Source organism: Halomonas caseinilytica (assembly GCF_001662285.1).
Lineage (GTDB): Bacteria > Pseudomonadota > Gammaproteobacteria > Pseudomonadales > Halomonadaceae > Halomonas > Halomonas caseinilytica.
Genome location: NZ_BDEO01000012.1, coordinates 18083 through 41322, shown reverse-complemented (window position 1 = coordinate 41322; position 23240 = coordinate 18083). Strand labels below are relative to the sequence as shown.

Here is a 23240-nt window from a genome sequence, read left to right as displayed (position 1 = left end):
GCTTGAAGAAAAACACCCCCGCAGCACTGCTGCGGGGGTGTTTTGTATCCACGGCTGTTGGGACTTGGCCAGCTTCCAGTTCGCGCGAAGCGCGGGATCAGCGGCGTCCGTGGTGCTCCTCGAAGCGCTTGATGTTGGAAAGCTTCGGGTTGACCTTCGGATTGTGGCGGTAGAGCAGGGCGACCTTGCCGATCTTCTGGATCAGTTCGGCGCCGCTGGCGTCGAGCAGTTCGTCGATCATGGCGGCGCGATCGTCGCGCTCGGGCAGGGCCAGCTTGACCTTGATCAGTTCGTGGTCCTGGAGGGCTCGGTCCAGTTCGGTGATCACGCCTTCGGAGATCCCGTTCTCCGACACCGTGACCACGGGGTCGAGATGGTGGCCGATGCTGCGAAATGCTTTCTTTTGTGCCTGTGACAAGCTCATGGTATCTTGATTCTTCCCGGTTGGCGCGCTGTGCCCATGGTACGGCGTATCGTGACGCGGCGAAACCGCTACGGTGCGTTATTGTGCCGAGTCGCCGGGCCCGCAGGTCAGCACCTTAGTCCCAGGTCATCCCGGAATTCGCTCGACCGCCCGACATCCAGATCATTCTACAGGTGATGCCGTGGCATCTTCCCATGATTCCCGTACCAAGGGTGCCGGCCGACGCGGCTCCCACAAGAGTCGTGCCGGATGGCTCAAGGAACACTTCGATGATCGCTATGTCCAGCAGAGCTGGCAGGACGGCTATCGTAGCCGGGCCAGCTACAAGCTGCTGGCCCTCGACGAGAAGGATAAGTTGCTGCGAAGCGGCATGACGGTGATCGATCTCGGTGCCGCGCCCGGAGGCTGGAGCCAGGTGGCTGCCGAGAAGGTCGGCGACGAGGGCATGGTGATCGCCTCCGATATTCTCGAGATGGATGCCCTGGCGGGGGTCGATTTCGTGCAAGGCGATTTCACCGAGGAGCACGTGCTCGAGGAGATCCTGGCGCGGCTCGGGAATCGTCCGGTCGACCTTGTGATGTCGGACATGGCCCCCAATATGAGTGGCATGGCGGCGATCGACCAGCCTCAGGCCATGTACCTGGTGGAGTTGGCCCTGGACCTGGCGCGACAGACCTTGTCGCCGGGCGGCGTCTTCCTGGCCAAGGTGTTCCAGGGGGAAGGGTTCGATGCCTACCTGAAGGAGCTGCGTGCCGGCTTCAAGCGGGTGGTGACACGCAAGCCGGAGGCGTCGCGGGCGCGGTCCCGCGAGGTGTATCTACTGGCGGAAGGTTTTCGTGGCTGAGCGCGGTCTTCGGGGTGTGGCTCGGCCGGATGTGATGAAAGCCCCATAGGCTGGGGCTAACGGCGCAATGGCCGGACAAGGCGGCGCAATTATGCCACAGTGGGCAGTAACAGAGTGGACCGAGGTCCGCGTCCTGGCTGAACATGTGCGCCTGATGTAGTGTCGAAACACCAGGCGCATGCGGCCGACGGATTCTTGCAATTGAGGGTAGTCCCTTGAACGATATGGCGAAGAACCTGATTCTGTGGTTGGTCATCGCGGCGGTGTTGCTGACGGTGTTCAACAATTTCAGTGTCGACAATGCACCGCAGACGATGAACTACTCCCAGTTTGTCCAGCAGGTGCAGAACGAGCGCATCGATAGCGTGACCATCGATGGTTATACGATCACCGGTCAGCGTACCGATGGCTCTCAGTTCCAGACCATCCGTCCGGCGGCGGAAGACCCCAAGCTGATGGATGATCTGCTGGCTCACGACGTTACCGTGGTCGGCAAGGAGCCGGAGCAGCAGAGCCTTTGGACGCGTCTGCTGATTGCCAGCTTCCCGATCCTGCTGATCCTGGCGATCTTCATCTTCTTCATGCGCCAGATGCAGGGTGGTGGAAGCGGCAAGGGCGGGCCGATGAGCTTCGGCAAGTCCAAGGCCAAGCTGTTGTCCCAGGATCAGATCAAGACCACTTTCGCCGATGTGGCCGGTTGCGACGAGGCCAAGGAGGAAGTCGAGGAGCTGGTCGACTTCCTGCGCGATCCGACCAAGTTCCAGCGCCTGGGGGGCACCATTCCTCGAGGCGTGCTGATGGTTGGCCCGCCCGGGACCGGCAAGACCCTGCTCGCCAAGTCCATCGCCGGCGAGGCCAGCGTGCCCTTCTTCTCGATTTCGGGCTCCGACTTCGTGGAGATGTTCGTCGGTGTCGGCGCTTCTCGCGTTCGTGACATGTTCGAACAGGCCAAGAAGCAGGCGCCGTGCATCATCTTCATCGACGAGATCGATGCCGTGGGCCGTTCGCGCGGCGCCGGCATGGGGGGTGGCAATGACGAGCGCGAGCAGACGCTGAACCAGCTGCTGGTGGAGATGGACGGCTTCGAGGCAAACGAGGGCATCATCGTCATCGCCGCGACCAACCGGCCGGATGTGCTCGACCCGGCGCTGCTGCGTCCGGGGCGTTTCGACCGCCAGGTGACCGTGCCGCTGCCCGATATCCGGGGTCGCGAGCATATCCTCAATGTCCATCTGCGCAAGGTGCCACTGGCCGACGACGTCAAGCCGTCCTATATCGCCCGTGGCACGCCCGGATTCTCCGGTGCCGACCTGGCCAACCTGGTTAACGAGGCGGCGCTGTTCGCGGCGCGCGGCAACAAGCGCCTGGTGGGCATGGATGAGCTGGAAATGGCTAAGGACAAGATCATGATGGGCGCCGAGCGTCGCTCCATGGTCATGACCGAGAAGGACAAGCTCAACACGGCCTACCACGAGTCCGGACACGCCATCATCGGTCTGGTGATGCCGGAGCACGATCCGGTCTACAAGGTCACCATCATTCCGCGCGGCCGAGCGCTGGGCGTGACCATGTTCCTGCCCGAGGAAGATCGCTACAGCCTGTCGCGTCAGCAGATCATCAGCCAGATCTGCTCGCTGTTCGGCGGCCGTATCGCCGAAGAGATGACGCTGGGGCCGAACGGCGTGACCACCGGTGCCTCCAATGACATCAAGCGTGCCACCGAGCTGGCGCACAACATGGTTGCCAAGTGGGGCCTGTCCGAGGAGATGGGACCGATCATGTACGACGAGGACGAGTCGCACCAGTTCCTGGGTGGCGGCAGTCAGGGCGGCATGCTGAAGTCCGGCGAGACCACGACGCGTCTCGACAAGGAGGTGCGCCGCATCATCGACGATTGCTATGCCCAGGCGAAGCAGATCCTGGAAGACAATCGCGACAAGCTGGATGCCATGGCCGAGGCGCTGGTCAAGTACGAGACCATCGACGCCAAGCAGCTCAAGGACATCATGGAAGGTCGTGATCCGCGGCCGCCCGAAGGCTGGGAGGATGGCGGTTCCGACGGTGGCTCGCCGGTGACCGGCTCGGGGAGCGAGGCGGAGTCTCCCGAAGCCTCCGATGATGGCGATGCAGACGACGAGGAAACGCCGAGGCGTCGTCCTTCCGATCCCTTGGGCGGTCCCGCCGGAACCTGACGCCGGCGCCCGTTCCCGTTGATTGCCAGGCGCCCTGCGGGGCGCCTTCGCCGTAGAGGGCCGAGGCCCGGTATTCGATATTCCCAGGATAATGATGCAGACCTCCGCTTCGAACTCCCTGCAGTGTGGCCGCCACCGGCTGGATCTCTCCTTTCCCCATGTGATGGGGATCCTCAATGTCACTCCCGACTCCTTTTCCGACGGCGGACGCCACGTCGCCCTGGATGATGCCTTGGCGCGCGCCGAACGGATGCTTGCCGAAGGCGCGGCGATCATCGATGTGGGCGGGGAATCGACGCGTCCCGGCGCCGCCGAGGTGTCGACCCAGCAAGAGCTTGATCGCGTCATGCCGGTCGTGGAAGCGCTGGTTCGCGAACTCGATGCCCTGGTCTCGGTGGACACCAGCACGCCGGACGTGATGCGTGAAGCCGCCAGTGCGGGAGCCGGCATGCTCAACGATGTGCGGAACCTGCGTCGCGATGGAGCGATGCGGGCGGCTGCCGCCACCGGGCTGCCGGTATGTGTGATGCACATGCTCGGCGAGCCGGGCGACATGCAGGATGCGCCATACTATGATCGACCCGTGGAAGACGCCGTGGCCGAATTCCTCGAGTCCCGGGTGGCGGCCTGCGAAGCGGCGGGACTGCGTCGCGATCGCCTGTTGATCGACCCTGGATTTGGCTTTGCCAAGACCGTCGAGCACAATCTACGGCTGCTCAAATACATGGAGCGCCTGACCTCGCTGGAGTTGCCCATTCTGGTGGGCATGTCACGCAAGAGCATGATCGGCAAGGTGCTCGAGCGGCCGGTGGAGGAGCGCCTCGCTGGCGGGCTGGCGCTGTCCGCCCTGGCCGTGGAGCGAGGTGCGCGTATCCTTCGCGTGCATGATGTGGAGCCCCACGTGGACGCGGTGAACATGGCCTGGGCCGTACTCAAGGAAGGTTGCGACAATGACTAGACGCTATTTCGGTACCGATGGCATTCGCGGCACCGTCGGTGAAGCGCCTATCACCGCAGATTTCATGCTGAAATTGGGTTGGGCCACCGGCCGGGTGCTGACGCGAGAGTCTGGTCATGCCAAGGTGTTGATCGGCAAGGACACGCGGATTTCCGGCTACATGTTCGAGTCGGCGCTGGAAGCCGGGCTCTCAGCCGCCGGAGTCGATGTCATCCTGCTCGGCCCGATGCCGACGCCGGGGATTGCCTATCTGACGCGCACCTTCCGGGCCGACGCCGGGATCGTCATCTCGGCCTCCCACAACGCCTTTGCCGACAATGGCATCAAGTTCTTCTCCGCCGAGGGCGTCAAGCTGGCCGACGCCGTCGAGGAGCGCATCGAAGCGATGCTCGATGAGCCCTTGACCACGGTGGCGCCACACGAGCTGGGCAAGGCCCGGCGGGTGGACGATGCTGCCGGCCGCTATATCGAGTTCTGCAAGTCAACCATTCCCGACCGGGTCAACCTGCATGGCTTGCGAATGGTCGTCGATTGCGCCCATGGCGCCACCTATCACATCGCGCCCAGCGTGTTCCGCGAGCTGGGTGCCGAGGTCAGCTTGATCGGTGCCAATCCCGACGGGCTCAACATCAACCATGAGGTCGGCTCCACGCAGCCGGCGGCATTGCGTGCGGCAGTGATCCGCGAGGGAGCCGATCTGGGCGTGGCCTTCGATGGCGATGGCGACCGCGTGCTGCTGGTGGATGCCGATGGTCGCGAGGTCGACGGCGACGACATTCTCTATATCATCGCCCGGGACCGCCACGCACGGGGTGAGCTCGGAGGCGGGGTCGTGGGAACCCTGATGAGCAATTTTGGCCTGGCCGCGGCGCTGGAAACGCTGGATGTACCCTTCGAGCGCGCCAAGGTCGGCGATCGTTACGTCATGGAGCGGCTGGCCGCCAACGGTTGGCAGTTGGGAGGCGAGTCCTCGGGGCACATTGTCTGCGGCCATGTGCAGACCACGGGTGACGGCATCGTGTCGGCCCTTCAGGTATTGTCGGTGATGGCGCGAGAGGGTCGGGCGCTGGGCGAGCTGCTGGAGGGCCTCGAGAAAGCACCCCAGGCGTTGATTAATGTGCGCCTGACGCCGGGTACCGATGCCCGGGCCCTGATGGAAGACGCTGCCTTGCAGGAAGCGGTATCCACCATGGAAACCGAGCTGGAGGGGCAGGGGCGTGTCCTGCTTCGGCCCTCGGGGACCGAGCCGCTGATTCGCGTCATGGTCGAGGGGCGCCCCCATCTGGATGTTCAACATCTGGCGCGTCGCCTGGCCGATGATGTCGAGAGCATGTTGTCTTGACAATGGTGCTCCTATACCATTTCGGCCCACCTTGAAAGAGGATGTCGCATGCCTATGCCGCTGATCGCCGGCAACTGGAAGATGAACGGTTCCCTGAGCCTGGTCGAGACCTTCGGCCAGGCGCTTGCCGATGCCGACCTGCCGTCGCGTCTCGAGGTCGCGTTGATGGTGCCCTTCCCCTACTTGGAGTCTGCCTCCCGTGCGCTGGCGGGCACTCGCGCGGTACTGGGGGCGCAGACGCTCAGTGACCAGCCTGCCGGGGCCTTCACCGGAGAGGTAAGCGGCGAGATGCTTCGCGAGGTCGGCGCGACCCTGGTGCTGGTCGGTCACTCCGAGCGGCGTACCCTGTTCGGTGAAGATGACTCGGCGGTGCTGGCGCGCGTGCGTCGCGCGCTGGAGGTTGGCCTCACACCAGTGCTGTGCCTGGGTGAGACCCTCGAGGAGCGTGATGACGGTCGCGGTGAAACGGTTGTAATCGGCCAGTTGGAAGCGGTCCTGGACGCGCTGGAGGCCGAGCAACGCCATCGACTGGTGATCGCCTACGAGCCGGTATGGGCCATCGGCACCGGCCGTACCGCCACTCCCGAGCAGGCGCAGGCGATTCACGCTGCCCTCCGCCGCCGGCTGGCTGCCTACGACGACGGTCTCGCGGAAACGACCCAGTTACTGTATGGCGGCAGCATGAAGGCCGACAATGCGGCCGAGCTGTTGGCTCAGCCGGATATCGACGGCGGCCTGGTCGGCGGCGCCTCTCTCAAGATCGATGATTTCCTAGCCATTTGTCAGTCAGCAGGTTGAATCCATGCAAGTTGCCATTCTCATGATCCATGTGGCGATCGCCATCGCCCTGGTCGCCTTGATCCTGCTGCAGCAGGGCAAGGGGGCCGATGCCGGCGCCTCTTTTGGCGGCGGCGCCTCTCAGACCGTGTTCGGTTCTCGCGGTAGCGGCAGCTTCCTGTCACGTGCGACCGCCGTGCTGGCGGCGGCCTTTTTCGCGACCTCGTTGACCCTGGCCTACTTCGCCTCCCAGGCGGGCGAGGCGCCGGAAGAAACGGGAATTCCCGATGCCGAAGTGATTGAGCAGCAAAGTGCCGATCCGACCCTTGACGAAGGCGGTAATAGCGAGGATAATGCAGCGCCAGTGCTGGAGGAGGGCGGCAGCTGAAGCCCTCGTTTTTGCCAGCCGTCCCCTGATGCCGAAGTGGTGGAATTGGTAGACACGCTATCTTGAGGGGGTAGTGACCTTACGGTCGTGCGGGTTCAAGTCCCGCCTTCGGCACCATCTGAAACCGACATGGTGAGACGCCTCGCCAAGTGTCGGCCTCAGTAGCAGGATTGGCAGAACGGTGCCATTGTGGCTTGACGCCAATAGGGTTCAGGCATACAATCACCGGCCTAGATTGATGCGGGGTGGAGCAGTCTGGTAGCTCGTCGGGCTCATAACCCGAAGGTCATCGGTTCAAATCCGGTCCCCGCTACCATCTTCCTGGCAGGCATGCAGCGATGTTAGGGGCATGCCAGAGAGCCGAAGTGGTATACAGGTTTCTTGTAAAAGCCCCTTCCTGCGAAGGGGCTTTTTGTTAGCGGCCAGCCCGTCGGTCGAGATCGGCCGGTTGTCCCGAGGCAACGCCAATCAGCCACCTGACTTTCCTGTTCACTCCTGGCCAGGTGCCTGATGCAACGGCTGTAGGAGCTTTCTTCCATGGCAACCAAGGATACTGCGCTGAAAGCGTTGATCGAGCCAGTGGTGACGGCCATGGGCTTCGAACTCTGGGGTATCGATTATCTGTCTCAGGGCAAGCACTCGCGGTTGGTGATCTTCATCGACCATTCGGAGGGCGTTGGCGTGGATGACTGCGCCGATGTCAGCCGTCAGGTCAGTGCGGTGCTGGATGTCGAAGACCCTATTGCCGGAGAGTATCGACTCGAGGTGTCGTCTCCCGGGATGGATCGACCGTTGTTCACCCTCGACCAGTTCGAGCGCTATGCGGGGCACACGGTGGCTGTGAAGCTGCGTGCACCGTTCGACGGACGACGCAAGTTCCAGGGATTGCTGGCCGGTATTGAAGGCGACGAGGTGCTGTTGCAGCTCGACGGCGAGGAATATTGCTTTCCCATCGAGAGCATCGATCAGGCGCGTATCGTGCCTCGGTTCGGTTCGTGATGTCGGTGCAAAAGGACGGGTTTTCTGGCGAGGCTAAGTCATGAGTAAAGAGATTCTGGCGGTCGTCGATGCGATCTCCAATGAAAAGGGGGTCCCCCGCGAGGTGATTTTCGAGGCCGTCGAGGCCGCGCTGGCCAGCGCGTCTCGCAAGCGCTTCGAGGATGAGGAAGTCAGCGTGCGCGTGCATATCGATCGGCGTACCGGCGACTACGAGACCTTCCGGCGTTGGGAGGTGGTCGAAGACGACGACTTCGATGGACCGGATGCCCAGATCAAGCTTTCCTTCGCCGAGCGTCGCGAGCCGCCGCTGGGCCTGGGGGACGTGGTCGAGGAGCGTATCGAGAACGCCACCTTCGGTCGGATCGCGGCTCAGACTGCCAAGCAGGTCATCGTGCAGAAGGTACGCGAGGCCGAGCGTGCCGAGGTCGTGAGCCTCTACGCCGAGCGCGAGGGCGAACTGGTGGCCGGCATCGTCAAGAAGACGACACGTGATGGCTTGATCATCGACCTGGGAGACAATGCCGAGGCGTTCTTGCCGCGCAGCGAGATGATTCCCGGCGAGCGCTACCGCATGAACGAGCGGGTGCGCGCCTTGTTGACCAAGGTCGATCCCGAGGCTCGCGGCGCTCAGTTGATCCTGTCCCGGACCTGTCCGGAGCTGATCATCGAGCTGTTCAAGATCGAGGTGCCCGAAATCGCCGAGCAGCTCATTGAAATCAAGGGAGCGGCGCGCGACCCCGGGTCGCGCGCCAAGATCGCGGTCAAGACCAATGATCGTCGTATCGATCCGGTAGGCGCCTGCGTCGGCATGCGCGGCTCTCGGGTCCAGGCGGTATCGACCGAGCTGCAGAACGAGCGGGTGGATATCGTGCTGTGGGACGACAACCCCGCCCAGTTGGTGATCAACGCCATGGCGCCGGCGGATGTCGCTTCCATTCTCGTCGATGAAGACGCCCACGCCATGGACGTGGCCGTCGGCGAGGACAATCTGGCCCAGGCCATCGGCCGCAGTGGCCAGAACGTACGCCTGGCCTCCGAGCTTACCGGCTGGCGTCTGAACGTCATGACCGAGGCCGAGGCCGAGGCCAAGCGCGACCAGGAGATCGATAGCCTGGTCGAGCACTTCATTCAGCACCTGGACGTCGACGATGACGTGGCACGCCTGTTGGTCGAAGAGGGCTTCACATCCCTCGAAGAGGTCGCCTACGTCCCGGTGGAGGAAATGCTGGAAATCGAGGAGTTGGACGAAGAACTCATCGAGGAGCTGCGCGCTCGCGCCAAGGACGAGTTGTTGAACCTGGCCATCGCCTCCGAGGAAGAACTCGATGGCGCCCAGCCGGCCGACGACCTGCTGGCGATGGACGGCATGGAGCGCCATCTGGCCTTCATCCTGGCCAGTCGGGGCATCGTCACCATGGAGGATCTCGCCGAACAGTCCGTCGATGATCTGACCGATATCGAAGAGCTGGACGACGAGCGCGCCGCGTCACTGATCATGACCGCCCGCGCGCCATGGTTCGAGAGCGAACAGTAACACGGGTCACGGGCTGAGGAGGGTCGTAATGTCAGAAATGACCGTTAAGGATTTTGCAGCAAAGGTGGGGCGCGATGTGCCCCGTCTGCTGGAGCAGATGAAAGAAGCCGGACTCGAGCACAAGTCCGAGGGCGACGCCGTTTCCGAAGAGGACAAACGCAAGCTGCTCGATTACCTCACCAAGAGCCACGGCGGTAGTGGCTCGGGGGCGAAGAACCGCATCACCCTGACCCGTAAGACCCGCAGCCGTATCAATACCGGCGAGCGTGGCAAGAGCATTGAGGTGCAGGTTCGCAAGAAGCGTACCTACGTGAAGCGCGAGGAAGAGCCGGCCGAGGAATCCAAGGTCGAGGACCATGGCCCGCGCCAGTTGGTGGGCGACATGGCCGAGGCCGAAGCCAAGCGCGAGGCACAGGAGGCCGAGGAAGCCAAGCGTCGCGCCGAAGAGTCCGCTCGCGAGGCCGCGGAGAAGGCCGAGGCCGAGAAGGCGCAGGCCGAGCAGGCTGCCCAGGCCGAACCGGAGCCCGAGATTCCGGTGCCGGAGCTCGAAACCACCGAGCCCGCGCCCGAGGAAGCTCCGGCACCGCCGAAGGAAGGGCGCACCGAGGGGCGTCGTGCGGCCGTCAAGAAGGCCAGCGGCAAGGCCGGCAAGAAAGGCCGTGGTGGTGACCGTGACGAGGATCGCAGCGATCGCGAGGAGCGTCGTCGTGGTGGTCGCAAGGCCAAGCGCGCCGAGCGTCGCGGGAGTCGTCGTGGCGGCAGCAGCCAGGGTGGCGGCAAGCACGGCTTCCAGAAGCCGACCCAGCCGATCGTCCGTGAGGTCTCTATTCCGGAGTCCATCAGCGTGGCGGACCTGGCCGACAAGATGTCGATCAAGGCCAATGAGGTCATCAAGGCCATGTTCACCATGGGCGCGGCGGTGACCATCAACCAGACCATCGACCAGGACACCGCGGCCATCGTGGTCGAAGAAATGGGCCACAAGCCCAAGCTGGTCAAGGACGATGCACTGGAGACGGAAGTGCTCGAGGGCATCTCCTACGAGGGTGATGAGATCACGCGCTCGCCTGTCGTCACCGTCATGGGGCACGTCGACCACGGCAAGACCTCGTTGCTCGACTACATCCGTCGCGCCAAGGTGGCGACCGGCGAGGCCGGCGGCATTACCCAGCATATCGGTGCCTACCATGTTGAGGACGACCACGGTGGCGTGACCTTCCTCGATACGCCTGGTCACGCGGCATTTACCGCCATGCGTGCGCGCGGTGCCAAGGCCACCGACGTGGTGGTGCTGGTGGTCGCGGCCGATGACGGCGTCATGCCCCAGACCATTGAGGCGGTCGAGCACTCCAAGGCGGCAGGCGTGCCGATGGTGGTGGCGGTCAACAAGATCGACAAGGCGAACGCTGACCCGGATCGCGTCAAGAACGAGCTGTCACAGCACGGCGTGATCTCCGAGGAATGGGGTGGCGATACCCAGTTCGTGCATGTTTCCGCCAAGTCCGGCGATGGCATCGAGGAGCTGCTGGAGTCGATCCAGCTGGTGTCCGAGGTGCTTGAGCTCAAGGCTGTTCCCGAAGCGCCCGGCAAGGGCGTGGTGGTCGAGTCCCGACTCGACAAGGGCCGTGGCCCGGTGGCTACCGTGCTGGTTCAGAACGGCACCCTGAAGAAGGGCGACATCGTGCTCGCCGGCCTGCATTACGGCCGCGTGCGTGCGCTGACCAACGAGCTCGGCAAGCAGGTCGATGAAGCCGGTCCGGCCATGCCGGTCGAGATTCAGGGCCTGGATGGTACGCCGGAGGCCGGCGACGACTTCATGGTGCTCGATGACGAGAAGAAGGCGCGCGAAGTCGCCAACTTCCGCCAGGGCAAGTACCGCGAGGTTCGCCTGGCCCGCCAGCAGAAGGCCAAGCTGGAGAACATGTTCAGCCAGATGGGCCAGGAAGAGGCCGCCAAGCTCAACATCGTCCTCAAGGCCGATGTGCAGGGTTCTCTGGAGGCCATCAAGGGTGCGCTCGAGGAACTGTCCACCGACGAGGTGCAGGTCTCCGTGGTGTCTTCCGGCGTCGGCGGTATCACCGGTACCGATGCCAACCTGGCGCTGGCCTCCGAGGCCATCGTGATCGGCTTCAACGTGCGTGCCGATGCCGCGGCCCGCGAGATCATCGAACGCGAAGGCCTGGAGCTGCGCTACTACAGCGTCATCTACCAGCTGATCGACGAGGTCAAGCAGGCCATGAGCGGCATGCTCGAGCCGGAGTGGAAGGAAGAGATCGTCGGTGTGGCCGAGGTCCGCGACGTCTTCCGCGCTCCCAAGATCGGTGCCGTGGCCGGTTGCATGGTGGTCGAGGGAACCGTCCATCGCCACAAGAAGATCCGCGTGCTGCGCGAGAATGTGGTGATCTACGAGGGCGAGCTCGAATCCCTGCGCCGTTACAAGGACGACGTCAACGAGGTCCGCAACGGCATGGAGTGCGGTATCGGTGTGAAGAACTACAACGACGTCCAGGTTGGCGACAAGATCGAGGTCTTCGATCAGGTCAAGGTCGAGCGGACGCTCTGATCGCTCGAGGAACCGACCATGCGTGAATTCAAGCGTACCGACCGTGTGGCCGACCAGCTCCAGAAGGAGCTGGCGGTCCTCATCCAGCGCGAGGTCAAGGACCCGCGCCTGGGCATGGTCACCGTCAGCGGCGTCGAGGTCAGTCGTGACCTGGGCTATGCCGATGTCCACGTGACCCTGCTGGGAGAAAACGACGACGAGCGGGTCGCGGAGAACCTGAAGATTCTCAAGCGGGCCGCCGGCTTCCTGCGTGGACAGATCGCTCGCCGCATCAAGCTGCGTCATGTGCCGGAGCTGCGCTTCCACTATGACGCCAGCCTGGAGCGCGGCCAGCGCCTGTCCTCCTTGATCGACGAGGCGGTTGCCGGCGACCGCTCACGCCATGATGATGAGGGTGAGCGCTGATGGCACGGCGACGCCGTGGTCGTCCGGTGGATGGTGTCCTGCTGCTCGACAAGCCCGGGGGGATGTCGAGCAATCATGCCCTGCAGCGGGCAAGGCGCCTGTACCAGGCTCAGAAGGCAGGGCACACCGGTACGCTCGATCCGATGGCCACTGGCCTGCTGCCGATCTGTTTCGGTGAGGCCACCAAGTTTTCCGCCCATCTGCTGGAAGCCGACAAGGTGTACCGTACCCGGGTCGAGCTCGGAGTGGTAACCGATACCGGCGACGCCGAGGGCGAGGTGGTCGAGCGGCGCGAGGTGCCGTCGCTCGACGAGGCCGGATTGCGCGAGACACTGCAGCGTTTCATCGGTGAGATCGACCAGGTGCCACCGATGCATTCGGCGCTCAAGCATCAGGGGCGAAAGCTCTACGAGCTGGCCCGCGAGGGCAAGACGGTGGAGCGTGCAGCGCGCCGCGTGACGGTGTATGATGCGCGCCTCCTCGACTACGGGGACGATGCCTTCGAGATGGAGGTTCGCGTCAGCAAGGGGACCTACATCAGGACATTGGCCGAGGATATCGGCCAGGCCCTGGGGTGCGGAGGCCACATCAGCGACCTGCGTCGCCTCAAGACGGGGCCCTTCGAGGGCAGCCGGATGCTGAGCGTCGAGGCACTCGAACGCTTGGCCGAGGATGCCGCGCAGGACGAGGCGCTGTTGCCGGTCGATGTGCTGGTGGCACACTTGCCGCGTCGCGACATGAGTGCCGCCGGCGCTCGTAGCCTGCGCTTCGGCCAGGCAGCAACAGGCGAGGCGGGAGCATTGCCCGCCGACAGTTTGACCAGGCTCTATCACGACGAGGCCTTTCTGGGGCTCGGCGTGGTCACGGCGGCCGGGGATATCGCCCCCCGGCGCCTGCTGAGTTCCGCCGTGGCGGGCTCGGCATGAGCCAGCCCTTCCGGGGCTGGGCGTGGGGACTGCAAATATGCGTGGTCCCCGACATTCATCATTCAGGCATATTGCTTACTGGAGAGACAGATGGCACTGACCGCTGAACAGAAAGCCGCGATCGTCAACGAATATGGTCGTGGTGAAAACGACACCGGTTCCCCCGAGGTTCAGGTGGCTCTGCTGACCGCCAACATCGACGGCCTGCAGGATCACTTCAAGACTAACAAGCAGGATCACCACTCACGTCGTGGCCTGATCCGCATGGTCAACCAGCGTCGTAAGCTGCTCGACTACCTCAAGCGCAAGGATTTCGAGCGTTATCAGTCGATTATCCAGCGCCTCGGCCTGCGCCGCTAAGAAAAGGGTAATTCGCTACTGCGCTCGAGATCCTGGCCGCCGACGGTGCTCGGACTCCTCATGTAGTTTTATCTACACTCCGGGTCCTGCGCGCCGGCGGCGACCAGCCTCTCATCGCTCGTCACGCGAATTCCTCCTTTTCTTCACTGCAGGCCATTCGAAACGGGCAGCCCCAGGGCTGCCCGTTTTGTGTGTATGGGGGTATTGCCGGTGCTCAGCGCTCATGGAACGACATCCAGACCACCACTTTGGCCGGTGAGCCTCATAACCGGTGGCCCTCGCGACCGTCAACCCCTAAAATGGTCGCCGAGTCAAAACGACCCGAACATGAATCGAAAAGTTGAAGGAAGTCGCCGTGAATCCGGTCAAGAAAACATTTGAATACGGTCGCAGCACCGTCACCCTGGAAACCGGGCGCATCGCCCGCCAGGCTTCCGGTGCCGTGATGGTCACCATGGACGAGACCGTGGTGCTGTGCACCGTGGTGGCGAAGAAGGACGTCAACCCCGCCCAGCCCTTCTTCCCGCTCTCCGTCCATTACCAAGAGAAGACCTACGCGGTCGGCAAGATTCCCGGCGGCTTCTTCAAGCGCGAGGGGCGTCCCACCGAGAAGGAGACGCTGACCTCGCGCCTCATCGACCGGCCGATTCGCCCGCTGTTCCCCAAGGGGTTCATGAACGAGGTCCAGGTCGTCTGCACGGTGCTGTCCACCGACCGCAACCATGACCCCGACATCGCTGCCATGCTCGGCACATCTGCGGCTCTGGCGATTTCCGGCGTGCCCTTCAATGGTCCCATTGGTGCTGCACGCGTCGGCTTCACCGAGGAGCATGGCTACTTCCTCAACCCGACGGTAGAGGAACTGGACAGCTCCGAGCTCAACATGGTGGTGGCCGGCACCGAGAAAGCCGTACTGATGGTCGAGTCCGAAGCCAACGAGTTGCTCGAAGACGAGATGCTGGGTGCCGTGCTTTATGGCCACCAGGAAATGCAGGTGGCGATCAATGCCATCAAGGAACTGGCTGCCGAGGCCGGCAAACCGCGCTGGGAATGGCAGGCACCCGCCGAGAATGTCGCCCTCAAGGAGGCCATGGCAAGCGGTTTCGAGGCCAGGGTCGGCGAGGCGTATCGCATCACCGACAAGATGCAGCGTCAGGATGCCCTGGCCGCCCTGAAGGACGAGGCCGTGGAGCAACTGGCCGGCGAGGAGGACGGCAAGTTTGATGCCGATGAGGTCAAGGGGGCTTTCGCCAGTCTCGAGAAGCGTGTGGTGCGTCGCCGCGTGATCAAAGGCGAGCCGCGCATCGACGGGCGTGACCTGAAGACCGTGCGTCCGCTGGATATCGAAGTCGGCAGCCTGCCCAAGACGCATGGCTCCGCTGTCTTCACGCGCGGCGAGACTCAGGCCGTCGTGGTGGCGACGCTCGGCACCCTGCGTGATGCTCAGTTGATCGAATCGCTGGAAGGCGAGCGCAAGGATCGCTTCCTGCTGCACTACAACTTCCCTCCCTATTGCGTGGGCGAGGCCGGTTTCATGGGCGGTCCCAAGCGTCGCGAGATCGGTCACGGTCGCCTGGCGCGTCGGGGGGTGGAAGCCATGCTCCCCTCCGAGGAGGAATTCCCCTATACCATCCGGGTGGTGTCCGAGATCACCGAATCCAATGGCTCCAGCTCGATGGCCTCGGTGTGCGGCTCCTCTCTGGCGCTGATGGATGCCGGCGTGCCGATGAAGGCGCCGGTGGCAGGTATCGCCATGGGGCTGGTCAAGGACGATGATGGCTTCGCGGTGCTCACCGATATCCTCGGTGACGAGGACCACCTCGGTGACATGGACTTCAAGGTGGCCGGCAGTGCGGAGGGCGTGACCGCTCTGCAGATGGACATCAAGATCGAAGGCATCAACGAGGAGATCATGGAGCAGGCGCTGCAGCAGGCCCATGAAGCGCGCCAGCATATCCTCGAGCAGATGAACAGCGTGATCGGCCAGAGCCGCGCCGAGGTCTCCGAGAATGCGCCCTCCATGGCCACCATCAAGATCGATCCGGAGAAGATTCGCGACGTCATCGGCAAGGGCGGCGCCATGATCCGCAAGATCTGCGAAGACACCGGCGCTTCCATCGACCTGGATGACGACGGCACCGTGCGCATCTATGCCGAGGAGAAGTCGGCGGCCAAGGCGGCCATCGACACCGTGCTGAGCATCACCGCCGTTCCCGAGATCGGCAAGTTGTATCGTGGCAAGGTGGTGCGGATCGCCGACTTCGGCGCCTTCGTCAACATCATTCCCGGCACCGATGGCCTGGTGCACATCTCGCAGATCGTGCCCGAGCGGGTCAACGATGTGCGCGATTACCTGAATGAAGGCGACGAGCCGATCGTCAAGGTGCTCGACATCGATAACCGCAATCGGGTGAAGCTCACCATCAAGGAGATCACGCCCGAAGAGAAGGCGGCCTTCGAAGCCGAAGCGGCTGACGCCGAGCTGTAACGCCCGGCGTTGAAGTGGAGGCTAACCGCCCTTGCAGCGCAAGCTGTGAGGGCGGTTTCGTTTGGTCATCAAGGGAGAAAGAGCATGGAAGACGCTCGCACGACCGGCGCCCGGGAGACGGTCGGCGCTCACTGGTGGGGAGTGATCGCGGTGATGGCCGGCATCTTTCTGCTGGTCACCGCCGAGCAGCTACCGATCGGCTTGCTGTCACAGGTCGCCGCGTCACTCGGCGTGACACCGGGTCTGGCCGGCTTGATGGTCACGGTTCCCGGCGTGGTGGCGGCCTTTTCGGCACCGCTGTTGCCAGTCGCCGTGGGACGCCTGGATCGACGCGTCATGCTGACCGGCCTGATGGCATTGATGGTTGCCGGCAGCGCGCTGACGGTGCTGGCCGACAGCTTCGAGGTCTTGCTGGGCGCACGTGTGCTGGTGGGCATGAGCATCGGTGGTTTCTGGGCCATCGCGGGCAGCATCGCACCGCGTCTGGTACCGACCGACAAGGTGCCGAGGGCGATGACGGTGATCTTCGGCGGCGTGGCCGCCGCTTCGGTGCTGGGTGTGCCGGCGGGGACGCTGCTGGGGGAATACAGTCACTGGCGAGTGGCCTTCGGCGCCCTGGGGGCCCTGAGCTTGGTCACCGCCCTGGCATTGTGGGGCTGGCTGCCCCGACTTCCCCCCACCGAGCCCGTCCGGCTGCGGAACCTGGGCCAGCAACTGGGACATCGAGGGGTGCGCGTGGCGGTCATGGCCACGGGATTGATCGTGATTGGCCATTTTTCCGCCTATACCTTCATCAGCCCCCTTCTCCAGCAGATCAGCGGCATCGCCCTGGCCGATGTCGGCAGCCTGCTTCTGCTCTACGGTGCGGCGGGCATTGTTGGTAACGTGACCGCCGGCGCCTTCGCCGGCTATCACCCCTATCGCGCGGTCCTGGCGATACCGAGCCTGTTGTTGCTGGTCGTTGCCAGCTTTACCTGGCTCGGCGGGCAGCCGGCGGGCGGGATCACGCTATTGATGGTCTGGGGTGCGGTGTTCGGCAGCGTCTCGGTCAGCATCCAGACCTGGATCCTGCGTACGGCGCCGAATACCGAGGCTGCCACGGCGCTGATGGCCTTCGTGTTCAACCTGTCGATCGGCCTGGGAGCCACGGTCGGCGGCAGTGTCGTCGACAGTATCAACCTGCCGAGCGTGACCTGGTTCGCTGGCGGCTTCTTCCTTGTTGCCACTTTGCTCGTGCTGTGCACACCGGCCAGCGTGGTGGGCGAGAAGACGAGATAAAACGATGCCCCCGGCAGACGGGGGCATGCTGGAGGAGGCGGCGATCAACGCTCGATGGCCAGCGCCACGCCTTGCCCGCCGCCGATGCACAGGGTCGCCAGGCCCTTGTGGGCATCGCGGGCGATCATCTCATGCACCAGGGTGACCAGGATACGGCAGCCCGAAGCGCCGATGGGGTGTCCGAGTGCGATGGCGCCGCCGTTGACGTTGACCTTGTCGGTATCCCAGCCGAGTTCCTTGTTGACCGACAGTGCCTGGGCGGCGAAGGCTTCGTTGGCTTCGATCAGGTCCAGCTCGTCGAGGCTCCAGCCGGCACGTTCCATGCAGCGGCGCGTGGCCGGGGCGGGGCCGATGCCCATGATGGCGGGATCGACGCCGGCATTGGCGTAGGCCTTGATGCGTGCCAGGGGGGTGAGCCCGAGTGCCTCGGCCTTCTCGGCGCTGCACATCATCACCACGGCGGCACCATCGTTGAGCGAGGAGGCGTTGCCGGCGGTCACACTGCCGTCTTTCTTGAAGGCCGGACGCATGGTGCCGAGCTTTTCGGCGGATACCTCGCGCGGGTTCTCGTCGGTGTCGAAGTGCACCGGATCGCCCTTGCGCTGGGGAATGTCGATGCCGACGATCTGGCCCTTGAAACGGCCTTCGCGAATGGCGGCGGCGGCCTTCTGCTGGGAGGCGGCGGCGAATTCATCCATGGCCTCGCGGGTGATACCGTATTTCTCGGCCAGGTTCTCGGCGGTGATGCCCATGTGGTAGTCGTTGAAGGCATCCCACAGGCCGTCGTGGACCATGGAATCAATGGCCTTCCAGTCTCCCATGCGCTGGCCGTTACGCGAGTTGGGGAGCACGTGAGGGGAGCGCGACATGTTCTCCTGGCCGCCGGCCAGGATCAGCTCGGCATCGCCGCAGCGGATCGCCTGGGTGGCCAGGTGGAGGGCCTTGAGGCCCGAGCCGCAGACCTTGTTGATGGTCATGGCGGGAACGGCTTCGGGCAGTCCGGCCTTGATGGCTGCCTGGCGAGCCGGATTCTGCCCGGCGCCGGCCGTCAGCACCTGGCCGAGCAGAACCTCGTCCACCTGGTCGGCCGCCACGCCGGTACCGGCGAGGATGTCCTTGATGACATGGGCGCCCAGATCGCTGGCGGGAATGCCGGCGAGAGAGCCGCCGAAGGCGCCGACGGCGGTACGGCGTGCGGCGACGATCACCACTTCTGACATGGTCATGACTCCTGAGGGTTGCGGACGTGCTGGCTATTCAGGATAGGCGACCATTGTGCGCTGCGGCAATCCTTGGGTGACCGAATGGTACGGGACTTCCGTAGGGGTCGGTCATGGCGGCCCTGGGGGGCCGTCATGATCCGTGGTGCTCGTCAGGCCAGTTGGACGGGAATGGCGTTGCTGGTATGGCTGACGACATTGCCTTCCTGCAGATAGACCAGCGCCGGCTGATGGGAGTCGAGCTCGGCATCGGTGTACATGGCGTAGCTGCAGATGATCACCCGATGGCCTTCGCTTGCCAGGTGAGCGGCGGCACCATTCACCGAGATCATTCGGGAGCCTTCCTCGGCACGGATGGCATAGGTGGTGAAGCGCTGGCCGTTTTCGACGTTATAGATCTGGATCTGTTCGTTCTCGCGGATGCCGGACATGTCCAGCAGTTCACCATCGATGGCACAGGAACCTTCGTAGTTGAGCACGGCGTGGGTGACGCGGGCCATGTGCAGCTTGGCCTTGAGCATATGGGTCAGCATGGGTGAGCTCCTCTTGTTCGAGATGCCTCAATGGGGCAGGGTCAGGCTCAGGTTGTCGATCAGGCGTGCCGGCCCGAGTCGTGCCGCGGCGAGCAGCACGGCGTCGCGTGTCGACGCCTCGACCGGGCCGAGGTCGGTGGCGCGCAGTTCCAGATAGTCGGGCTCGAAGCCGGCCTCGCGCAGGCGGGCCAGTCCTGTGGCGAGGGTAGGCTCGATCGCCGCGCCGCCTTCCAGCGCATCGCGCAGCTCGCGCAGGGTGCGCTGAAGAACAGCGGCCGTGCGTCGTTGTTCGGTGTTCAGATAGCCATTGCGTGATGACAGTGCCAGGCCGTCGTGGTCGCGCACGATTGGCACGCCGACGATCTCGATCGGCAGGTGGAGATCGTCCACCAGGCGCCGGATGACCGCCAGCTGTTGGTAGTCCTTTTCACCGAAGCAGGCCAGATCGGGCTGGACCAGATTGAAGAGCATGGTGACCACGGTCGCCACGCCGTCGAAGTGTCCCGGTCGCGAGCCGCCACACAAGCCTTCCGAGACGTCCGGTACGCTGACGCGGGTCTGAGCATTGCCTCCACGTGGGTAGATCGTGGTCTCGCTGGGGGCGAATAGCAGATCGCAGCCGGCTTCGGCGAGCTTATGACGATCCGCTTCCAGGGTGCGCGGATAGGCGTCCAGGTCCTCGTCGGGGCCGAACTGCGTGGGATTGACGAAGATGGTGGCCACCACGACATCGGCGCGCCGGCGGGCCTCGGCGACCAGTGCCAGATGCCCTTCGTGCAGATTGCCCATGGTCGGTACCAGGCCGATGATCCGGCCCGCTCGGCGATGGGCGTCGAGCGTGTTGCGCAACGCGGAGATATCTTGCAGGCACTGCATCAGAAACAATGCTCCTCGGCCGGAAAACGGCGCGTCTTGACGGCGTCGTGGTAACGACGGAAGGCGTCCGGGATGTCCTCGGCCTCGGCCATGAAGTTCTTCACGAAGCGAGGACTGCGCCCTCTGGTCACGCCCAGGATGTCGTGCATCACCAGGATCTGGCCGTCGGTGTCTGGCCCGGCGCCGATGCCGATGACCGGCACGTCGAGGGCTTCGGTGACGGCACGCCCCAGGCTGGCGGGAACGCACTCCAGCAGGATCACCGAGGCGCCGGCATCGACCAGGGTGCGGGCATCCTCGAGGATGCGCGAGGCCTGGTCGGCGTCACGCCCCTGGACCTTGTAGCCGCCCAGTTGATGGACGGTCTGTGGCGTGAGGCCGAGGTGAGCGCAGACCGGCACGCCGCGCCGCGTCAGCTCGCGTATGCCTTCGGCCATCCAGGCCTCGCCTTCTACCTTGATCATCTCGGCGCCGGCCCGCATCAGTTCGCCGGCATCCTGGAGCAGTCGTTCGGTGGTGGCGTTGCTCATGAAGGGCAGGTCGACCATCAGCAGACTGTTGCCCTTGCCCCGAGCCACGCATTGCGTGTGGTAGCGGATGTCGTCGAGGGTTACCGGCAGGGTGCTGGCGTGCCCCTGCAGTACCATGCCCAGGGAATCCCCGACCAGCAGCACTTCGATCCCGGCATCGCTGGCGGCGTGGGCGAAGGTGGTATCGTAGGCAGTCAGGCAGCTGAAGGTTTCACCGGCGCGCTTTTGGGCCTGTAGCGTGCTCAGGGTGACGGTTTTCATGGCGTGCTCTCGTTGTGTTGTCGGCCAACCGGCGAAGGCCGGGGCCATGTGTAACCCGTGATTGTTACCTGAATCTGTCAAAGGTGTCGATAGGTAACACGGGTCGGGTGTTATCGAGATTGGGGTAACATTGACGGCGACACTCTTGTCGGTGGTGTCTCGTCTGGTAGGCCGGCTGCCAGGGTAGCGACATCACGACCGTCCGGCAGCACCAGGGCCGGGGCGATCTCGGCCAAGGGCACCAGCACGAAGGCTCGCTTGACCATTTCCGGATGGGGGAGCGTCAAGCGGGGTGTGACAAGACGTCGATCATCGAAAAGCAGCAGGTCCAGGTCCAGGGTTCGAGGGCCCCAGCGTCGTTCTCGGACGCGGCCATGGCGCTGTTCAAGGGCCTGCAGCTGATCGAGCAGAGCCAGTGGTGACAAGCGCGTCTCCAACTGGGCCACTGCATTGATGAAGTCCGGCTGGTCCGCCGGGCCGACGGGCCGCGTGGCATAGAGCGACGAGGCGCGCCGTCGCCGGGTCAGCGGCAACTGGTCCAGCTCACTCAACGCACGTTCGACATGGCTGTGCGGCGCATCCAGGTTGCTGCCGAGGCCGATCCAGGCGAGGCTCATGCGTCGTCGGTGGGGTTGCGCGGCTTGCGGCGGCGTCGCCGGCGACGCTTGCGCGGAGCCGGGGTTCCGGCCGGATCGGCGTCGACCTTGCCGAGCAGGCGGCGCTGTTCATGTTCATCGGCCTGCTGAAACGCTGTCCACCAGTCGCCGAGTCCGGGCTCGATCTCGCCGGCGGCCTCGCGCAGCAGCAGGAAGTCGTAGGCGGCGCGAAAGCGGGGATGGTCGCGAGTCTGGAAGACACGCTTGCCGCGACGCGAGGGCAGACGTTGCTGCAGGTCCCAGATATCGCGCATCGGCAAGCTGAAACGCTTGGGTATGGCGACGTGTTGCAACTGGCGCGATATCACGCGCTGCGATGCCGCCTGGAGCGCGGGTATCGGGGGCATGTCCTCGTCCCGCTCATGGTCGCGCTGGCGTAGCTGGACCGGCCCCCACAGCAGGGCGGCGAACAGGAAGGCCGGCGTTACCGGACGTTCTTCCTGCACACGCTTGTCGGTGCTGGCCAGGGCTTGTTCGATCAGGGTCTCGGCCCAGGGCAGCTCGTCGAAGGCTTCGTCGGCCTCGGGGAACAGCATGGCGAACAGGCCGTATTCCCGCAGTAGATGGAAGGTCTCAACGCCATGGCCGCCCATGAACAGCTTGAGCACCTCGTCGAACAGGCGGGCCGGTGGTACCTGCAGAAGCAGTGGAGCCAGCTCCCTGATCGGCGACTCGGTGGCGCCGGCCAGGTCGAAGTCGAGCTTGGCGGCGAAGCGCACGGCGCGCAGCATGCGTACCGGGTCTTCCCGGTAACGGGTTGCCGGGTCGCCGATCAGCCTCAGGGTTCGAGCGTCGATGTCGCGAACCCCGTCCGCGAAATCATGAATCGAAAAATCGGCGATGTTGTAATACAGCGCATTGATCGTGAAGTCGCGGCGCAGGGCGTCTTCTTCAATATCGCCCCAGACATTGTCACGCAGCAGCATGCCGTCGTCGGATTGCTGGGCGACATGATCGCCGTGATCGTCACCGGGTTTGCCACGGAAGGTGGTGACCTCGATGACCTCGCGACCGAAGCGAACATGGACGATGCGGAAGCGGCGGCCGATGATGCGTGAGTTGCGGAACAGGCCGCGGACTTCTTCCGGCGTGGCGTTGGTGGCCACGTCGAAATCCTTGGGCATGCGGCCCAGCAGAGCATCGCGGATGCAGCCGCCGACCAGGAAGGCCTCGAATCCGGCATTGTGCAGACGGTACAGCACCTTGAGGGCCGCATCACTGAACAGCTGACGCGAGACGGGATGTTCGTCGCGGGGAATGATGCGCGGCACAGGGCCTCCGACCGGCGCATCCTGAGGGCCGAACAGCGACTTGAGATGCTCGCCTGGACTCTGCAGAAAGCGGGTAAAACCTTTGATCATGCGGTGTTGTCGACTCGCGGGAGTACGAAAAGCGTTGAGTGTAGCGGACACCCGACACCTTGCAAAGCGTGACCCTATCACGCGCTAGGTACAAGCCGCATGCGACGAGCCGAACCGAGGCCGTTGCGGTGCCTCGATGGCCAGTCGGTCAACGGCATGCCCGACATGGTCGCACACGGGATATGGCGGCACATAGGATGGGTCGTACATAGAAAGGGGAGGCCGGTGGGCCTCCCCTGGATCAAGCAAGGTGCAGCATCCTGCTGCTGGTTCTTCTTCGTGATGGCACATCGCCTTGAATACGCACCACAGTCACCAAGGAGTC

Annotated in this window: 21 protein-coding genes and 2 tRNA genes; 16 read left to right on the top strand and 7 right to left on the bottom strand. The window is 64.0% G+C overall.

All coding sequences use genetic code 11. The features are described from left to right. Window positions 1-97: 97 nt before the first annotated feature. A complete protein-coding gene (gene yhbY / locus HSDC_RS13900) occupies window positions 98-424 on the bottom strand; it encodes a ribosome assembly RNA-binding protein YhbY (protein WP_064700552.1) in 327 nt (108 codons plus the stop codon). Window positions 425-605: 181 nt separating this feature from the next. Here yhbY and rlmE point away from each other — a divergent pair, with 181 nt between their 5' ends. The 16 genes from rlmE (at window position 606) to HSDC_RS13820 (ending at window position 17478) form a co-directional block, all read left to right on the top strand. Beyond that, complete coding sequence (rlmE, locus tag HSDC_RS13895; protein ID WP_064700551.1) at window positions 606-1268, top strand: 23S rRNA (uridine(2552)-2'-O)-methyltransferase RlmE; 663 nt, start codon at window positions 606-608, stop codon at window positions 1266-1268. A gap of 215 nt (window positions 1269-1483) precedes the next feature. After that, a complete protein-coding gene (gene ftsH / locus HSDC_RS13890; protein ID WP_064700550.1) occupies window positions 1484-3460 on the top strand; it encodes an ATP-dependent zinc metalloprotease FtsH in 1977 nt (658 codons plus the stop codon). Window positions 3461-3551: 91 nt separating this feature from the next. Further along, entirely contained in the window at window positions 3552-4418 is an 867-nt protein-coding gene (gene folP / locus HSDC_RS13885) for a dihydropteroate synthase (RefSeq protein WP_082920055.1), read from the top strand. Continuing rightward, a complete protein-coding gene (gene glmM / locus HSDC_RS13880; RefSeq protein ID WP_064700548.1) occupies window positions 4411-5760 on the top strand; it encodes a phosphoglucosamine mutase in 1350 nt (449 codons plus the stop codon). The genes folP and glmM overlap by 8 nt, the downstream gene beginning before the upstream one ends. A 48-nt stretch (window positions 5761-5808) precedes the next feature. Further along, the gene (gene tpiA / locus HSDC_RS13875; protein ID WP_064700547.1) at window positions 5809-6558 is read left to right on the top strand and encodes a triose-phosphate isomerase; all 750 of its coding nucleotides are present in this window, start codon (window positions 5809-5811) and stop codon (window positions 6556-6558) included. A gap of 4 nt (window positions 6559-6562) precedes the next feature. Next, entirely contained in the window at window positions 6563-6925 is a 363-nt protein-coding gene (gene secG, locus HSDC_RS13870; protein ID WP_064700546.1) for a preprotein translocase subunit SecG, read from the top strand. A gap of 30 nt (window positions 6926-6955) precedes the next feature. Next, window positions 6956-7042, top strand: a tRNA-Leu gene (locus HSDC_RS13865). Between the two features lie 122 nt (window positions 7043-7164). Beyond that, window positions 7165-7241: transfer RNA gene (locus HSDC_RS13860), tRNA-Met, on the top strand. A 221-nt stretch (window positions 7242-7462) separates the two neighbouring features. Further along, on the top strand, window positions 7463-7924 hold the full coding sequence (gene rimP / locus HSDC_RS13855) for a ribosome maturation factor RimP (RefSeq protein WP_064700545.1): 462 nt from the start codon (window positions 7463-7465) through the stop codon (window positions 7922-7924). A gap of 40 nt (window positions 7925-7964) precedes the next feature. Further along, entirely contained in the window at window positions 7965-9458 is a 1494-nt protein-coding gene (gene nusA, locus HSDC_RS13850; protein WP_064700544.1) for a transcription termination factor NusA, read from the top strand. A gap of 28 nt (window positions 9459-9486) precedes the next feature. Next, the gene (gene infB, locus HSDC_RS13845) at window positions 9487-12021 is read left to right on the top strand and encodes a translation initiation factor IF-2 (RefSeq protein ID WP_064700543.1); all 2535 of its coding nucleotides are present in this window, start codon (window positions 9487-9489) and stop codon (window positions 12019-12021) included. A gap of 18 nt (window positions 12022-12039) precedes the next feature. After that, window positions 12040-12426, top strand: coding sequence for a 30S ribosome-binding factor RbfA (gene rbfA, locus HSDC_RS13840; RefSeq protein WP_064700542.1), 387 nt, complete (start codon window positions 12040-12042; stop codon window positions 12424-12426). Further along, window positions 12426-13352 (top strand): tRNA pseudouridine(55) synthase TruB, encoded by a 927-nt coding sequence (gene truB / locus HSDC_RS13835; RefSeq protein WP_064700541.1) that lies wholly within the window; start codon window positions 12426-12428, stop codon window positions 13350-13352. The genes rbfA and truB overlap by 1 nt, the downstream gene beginning before the upstream one ends. Before the next feature lie 90 nt (window positions 13353-13442). Further along, the gene (gene rpsO, locus HSDC_RS13830; RefSeq protein ID WP_013333888.1) at window positions 13443-13712 is read left to right on the top strand and encodes a 30S ribosomal protein S15; all 270 of its coding nucleotides are present in this window, start codon (window positions 13443-13445) and stop codon (window positions 13710-13712) included. Window positions 13713-14067: 355 nt separating this feature from the next. Continuing rightward, window positions 14068-16200: a polyribonucleotide nucleotidyltransferase gene (gene pnp, locus HSDC_RS13825; RefSeq protein WP_170825756.1), complete on the top strand. Its 2133-nt coding sequence runs from the start codon at window positions 14068-14070 to the stop codon at window positions 16198-16200. 84 nt (window positions 16201-16284) lie between these two features. Continuing rightward, entirely contained in the window at window positions 16285-17478 is a 1194-nt protein-coding gene (locus HSDC_RS13820) for an MFS transporter (RefSeq protein ID WP_064700539.1), read from the top strand. 44 nt (window positions 17479-17522) lie between these two features. Here HSDC_RS13820 and HSDC_RS13815 read toward each other — a convergent pair whose 3' ends face one another. The 6 genes from HSDC_RS13815 to pcnB all read right to left on the bottom strand — a co-directional run bounded on the left by HSDC_RS13815 (window position 17523) and on the right by pcnB (window position 22915). Beyond that, complete coding sequence (locus tag HSDC_RS13815; RefSeq protein WP_064700538.1) at window positions 17523-18698, bottom strand: acetyl-CoA C-acetyltransferase; 1176 nt, start codon at window positions 18696-18698, stop codon at window positions 17523-17525. Window positions 18699-18850: 152 nt separating this feature from the next. Beyond that, window positions 18851-19231: an aspartate 1-decarboxylase gene (panD, locus tag HSDC_RS13810; RefSeq protein WP_064700537.1), complete on the bottom strand. Its 381-nt coding sequence runs from the start codon at window positions 19229-19231 to the stop codon at window positions 18851-18853. Window positions 19232-19258: 27 nt separating this feature from the next. Continuing rightward, window positions 19259-20107, bottom strand: a complete 849-nt coding sequence (gene panC / locus HSDC_RS13805; protein ID WP_064700536.1) for a pantoate--beta-alanine ligase — start codon at window positions 20105-20107, stop codon at window positions 19259-19261. Further along, window positions 20107-20898 carry a 3-methyl-2-oxobutanoate hydroxymethyltransferase gene (gene panB / locus HSDC_RS13800; protein WP_064700535.1) on the bottom strand — a complete coding sequence of 264 codons (792 nt, stop codon included), beginning with the start codon at window positions 20896-20898 and terminating at the stop codon, window positions 20107-20109. The genes panC and panB overlap by 1 nt, the downstream gene beginning before the upstream one ends. A gap of 110 nt (window positions 20899-21008) precedes the next feature. Further along, window positions 21009-21515, bottom strand: coding sequence for a 2-amino-4-hydroxy-6-hydroxymethyldihydropteridine diphosphokinase (gene folK / locus HSDC_RS13795; RefSeq protein WP_064700534.1), 507 nt, complete (start codon window positions 21513-21515; stop codon window positions 21009-21011). Beyond that, entirely contained in the window at window positions 21512-22915 is a 1404-nt protein-coding gene (gene pcnB / locus HSDC_RS13790) for a polynucleotide adenylyltransferase PcnB (protein WP_064700533.1), read from the bottom strand. Before pcnB ends, folK begins: the two co-directional genes overlap by 4 nt. Window positions 22916-23240: the final 325 nt, after the last annotated feature.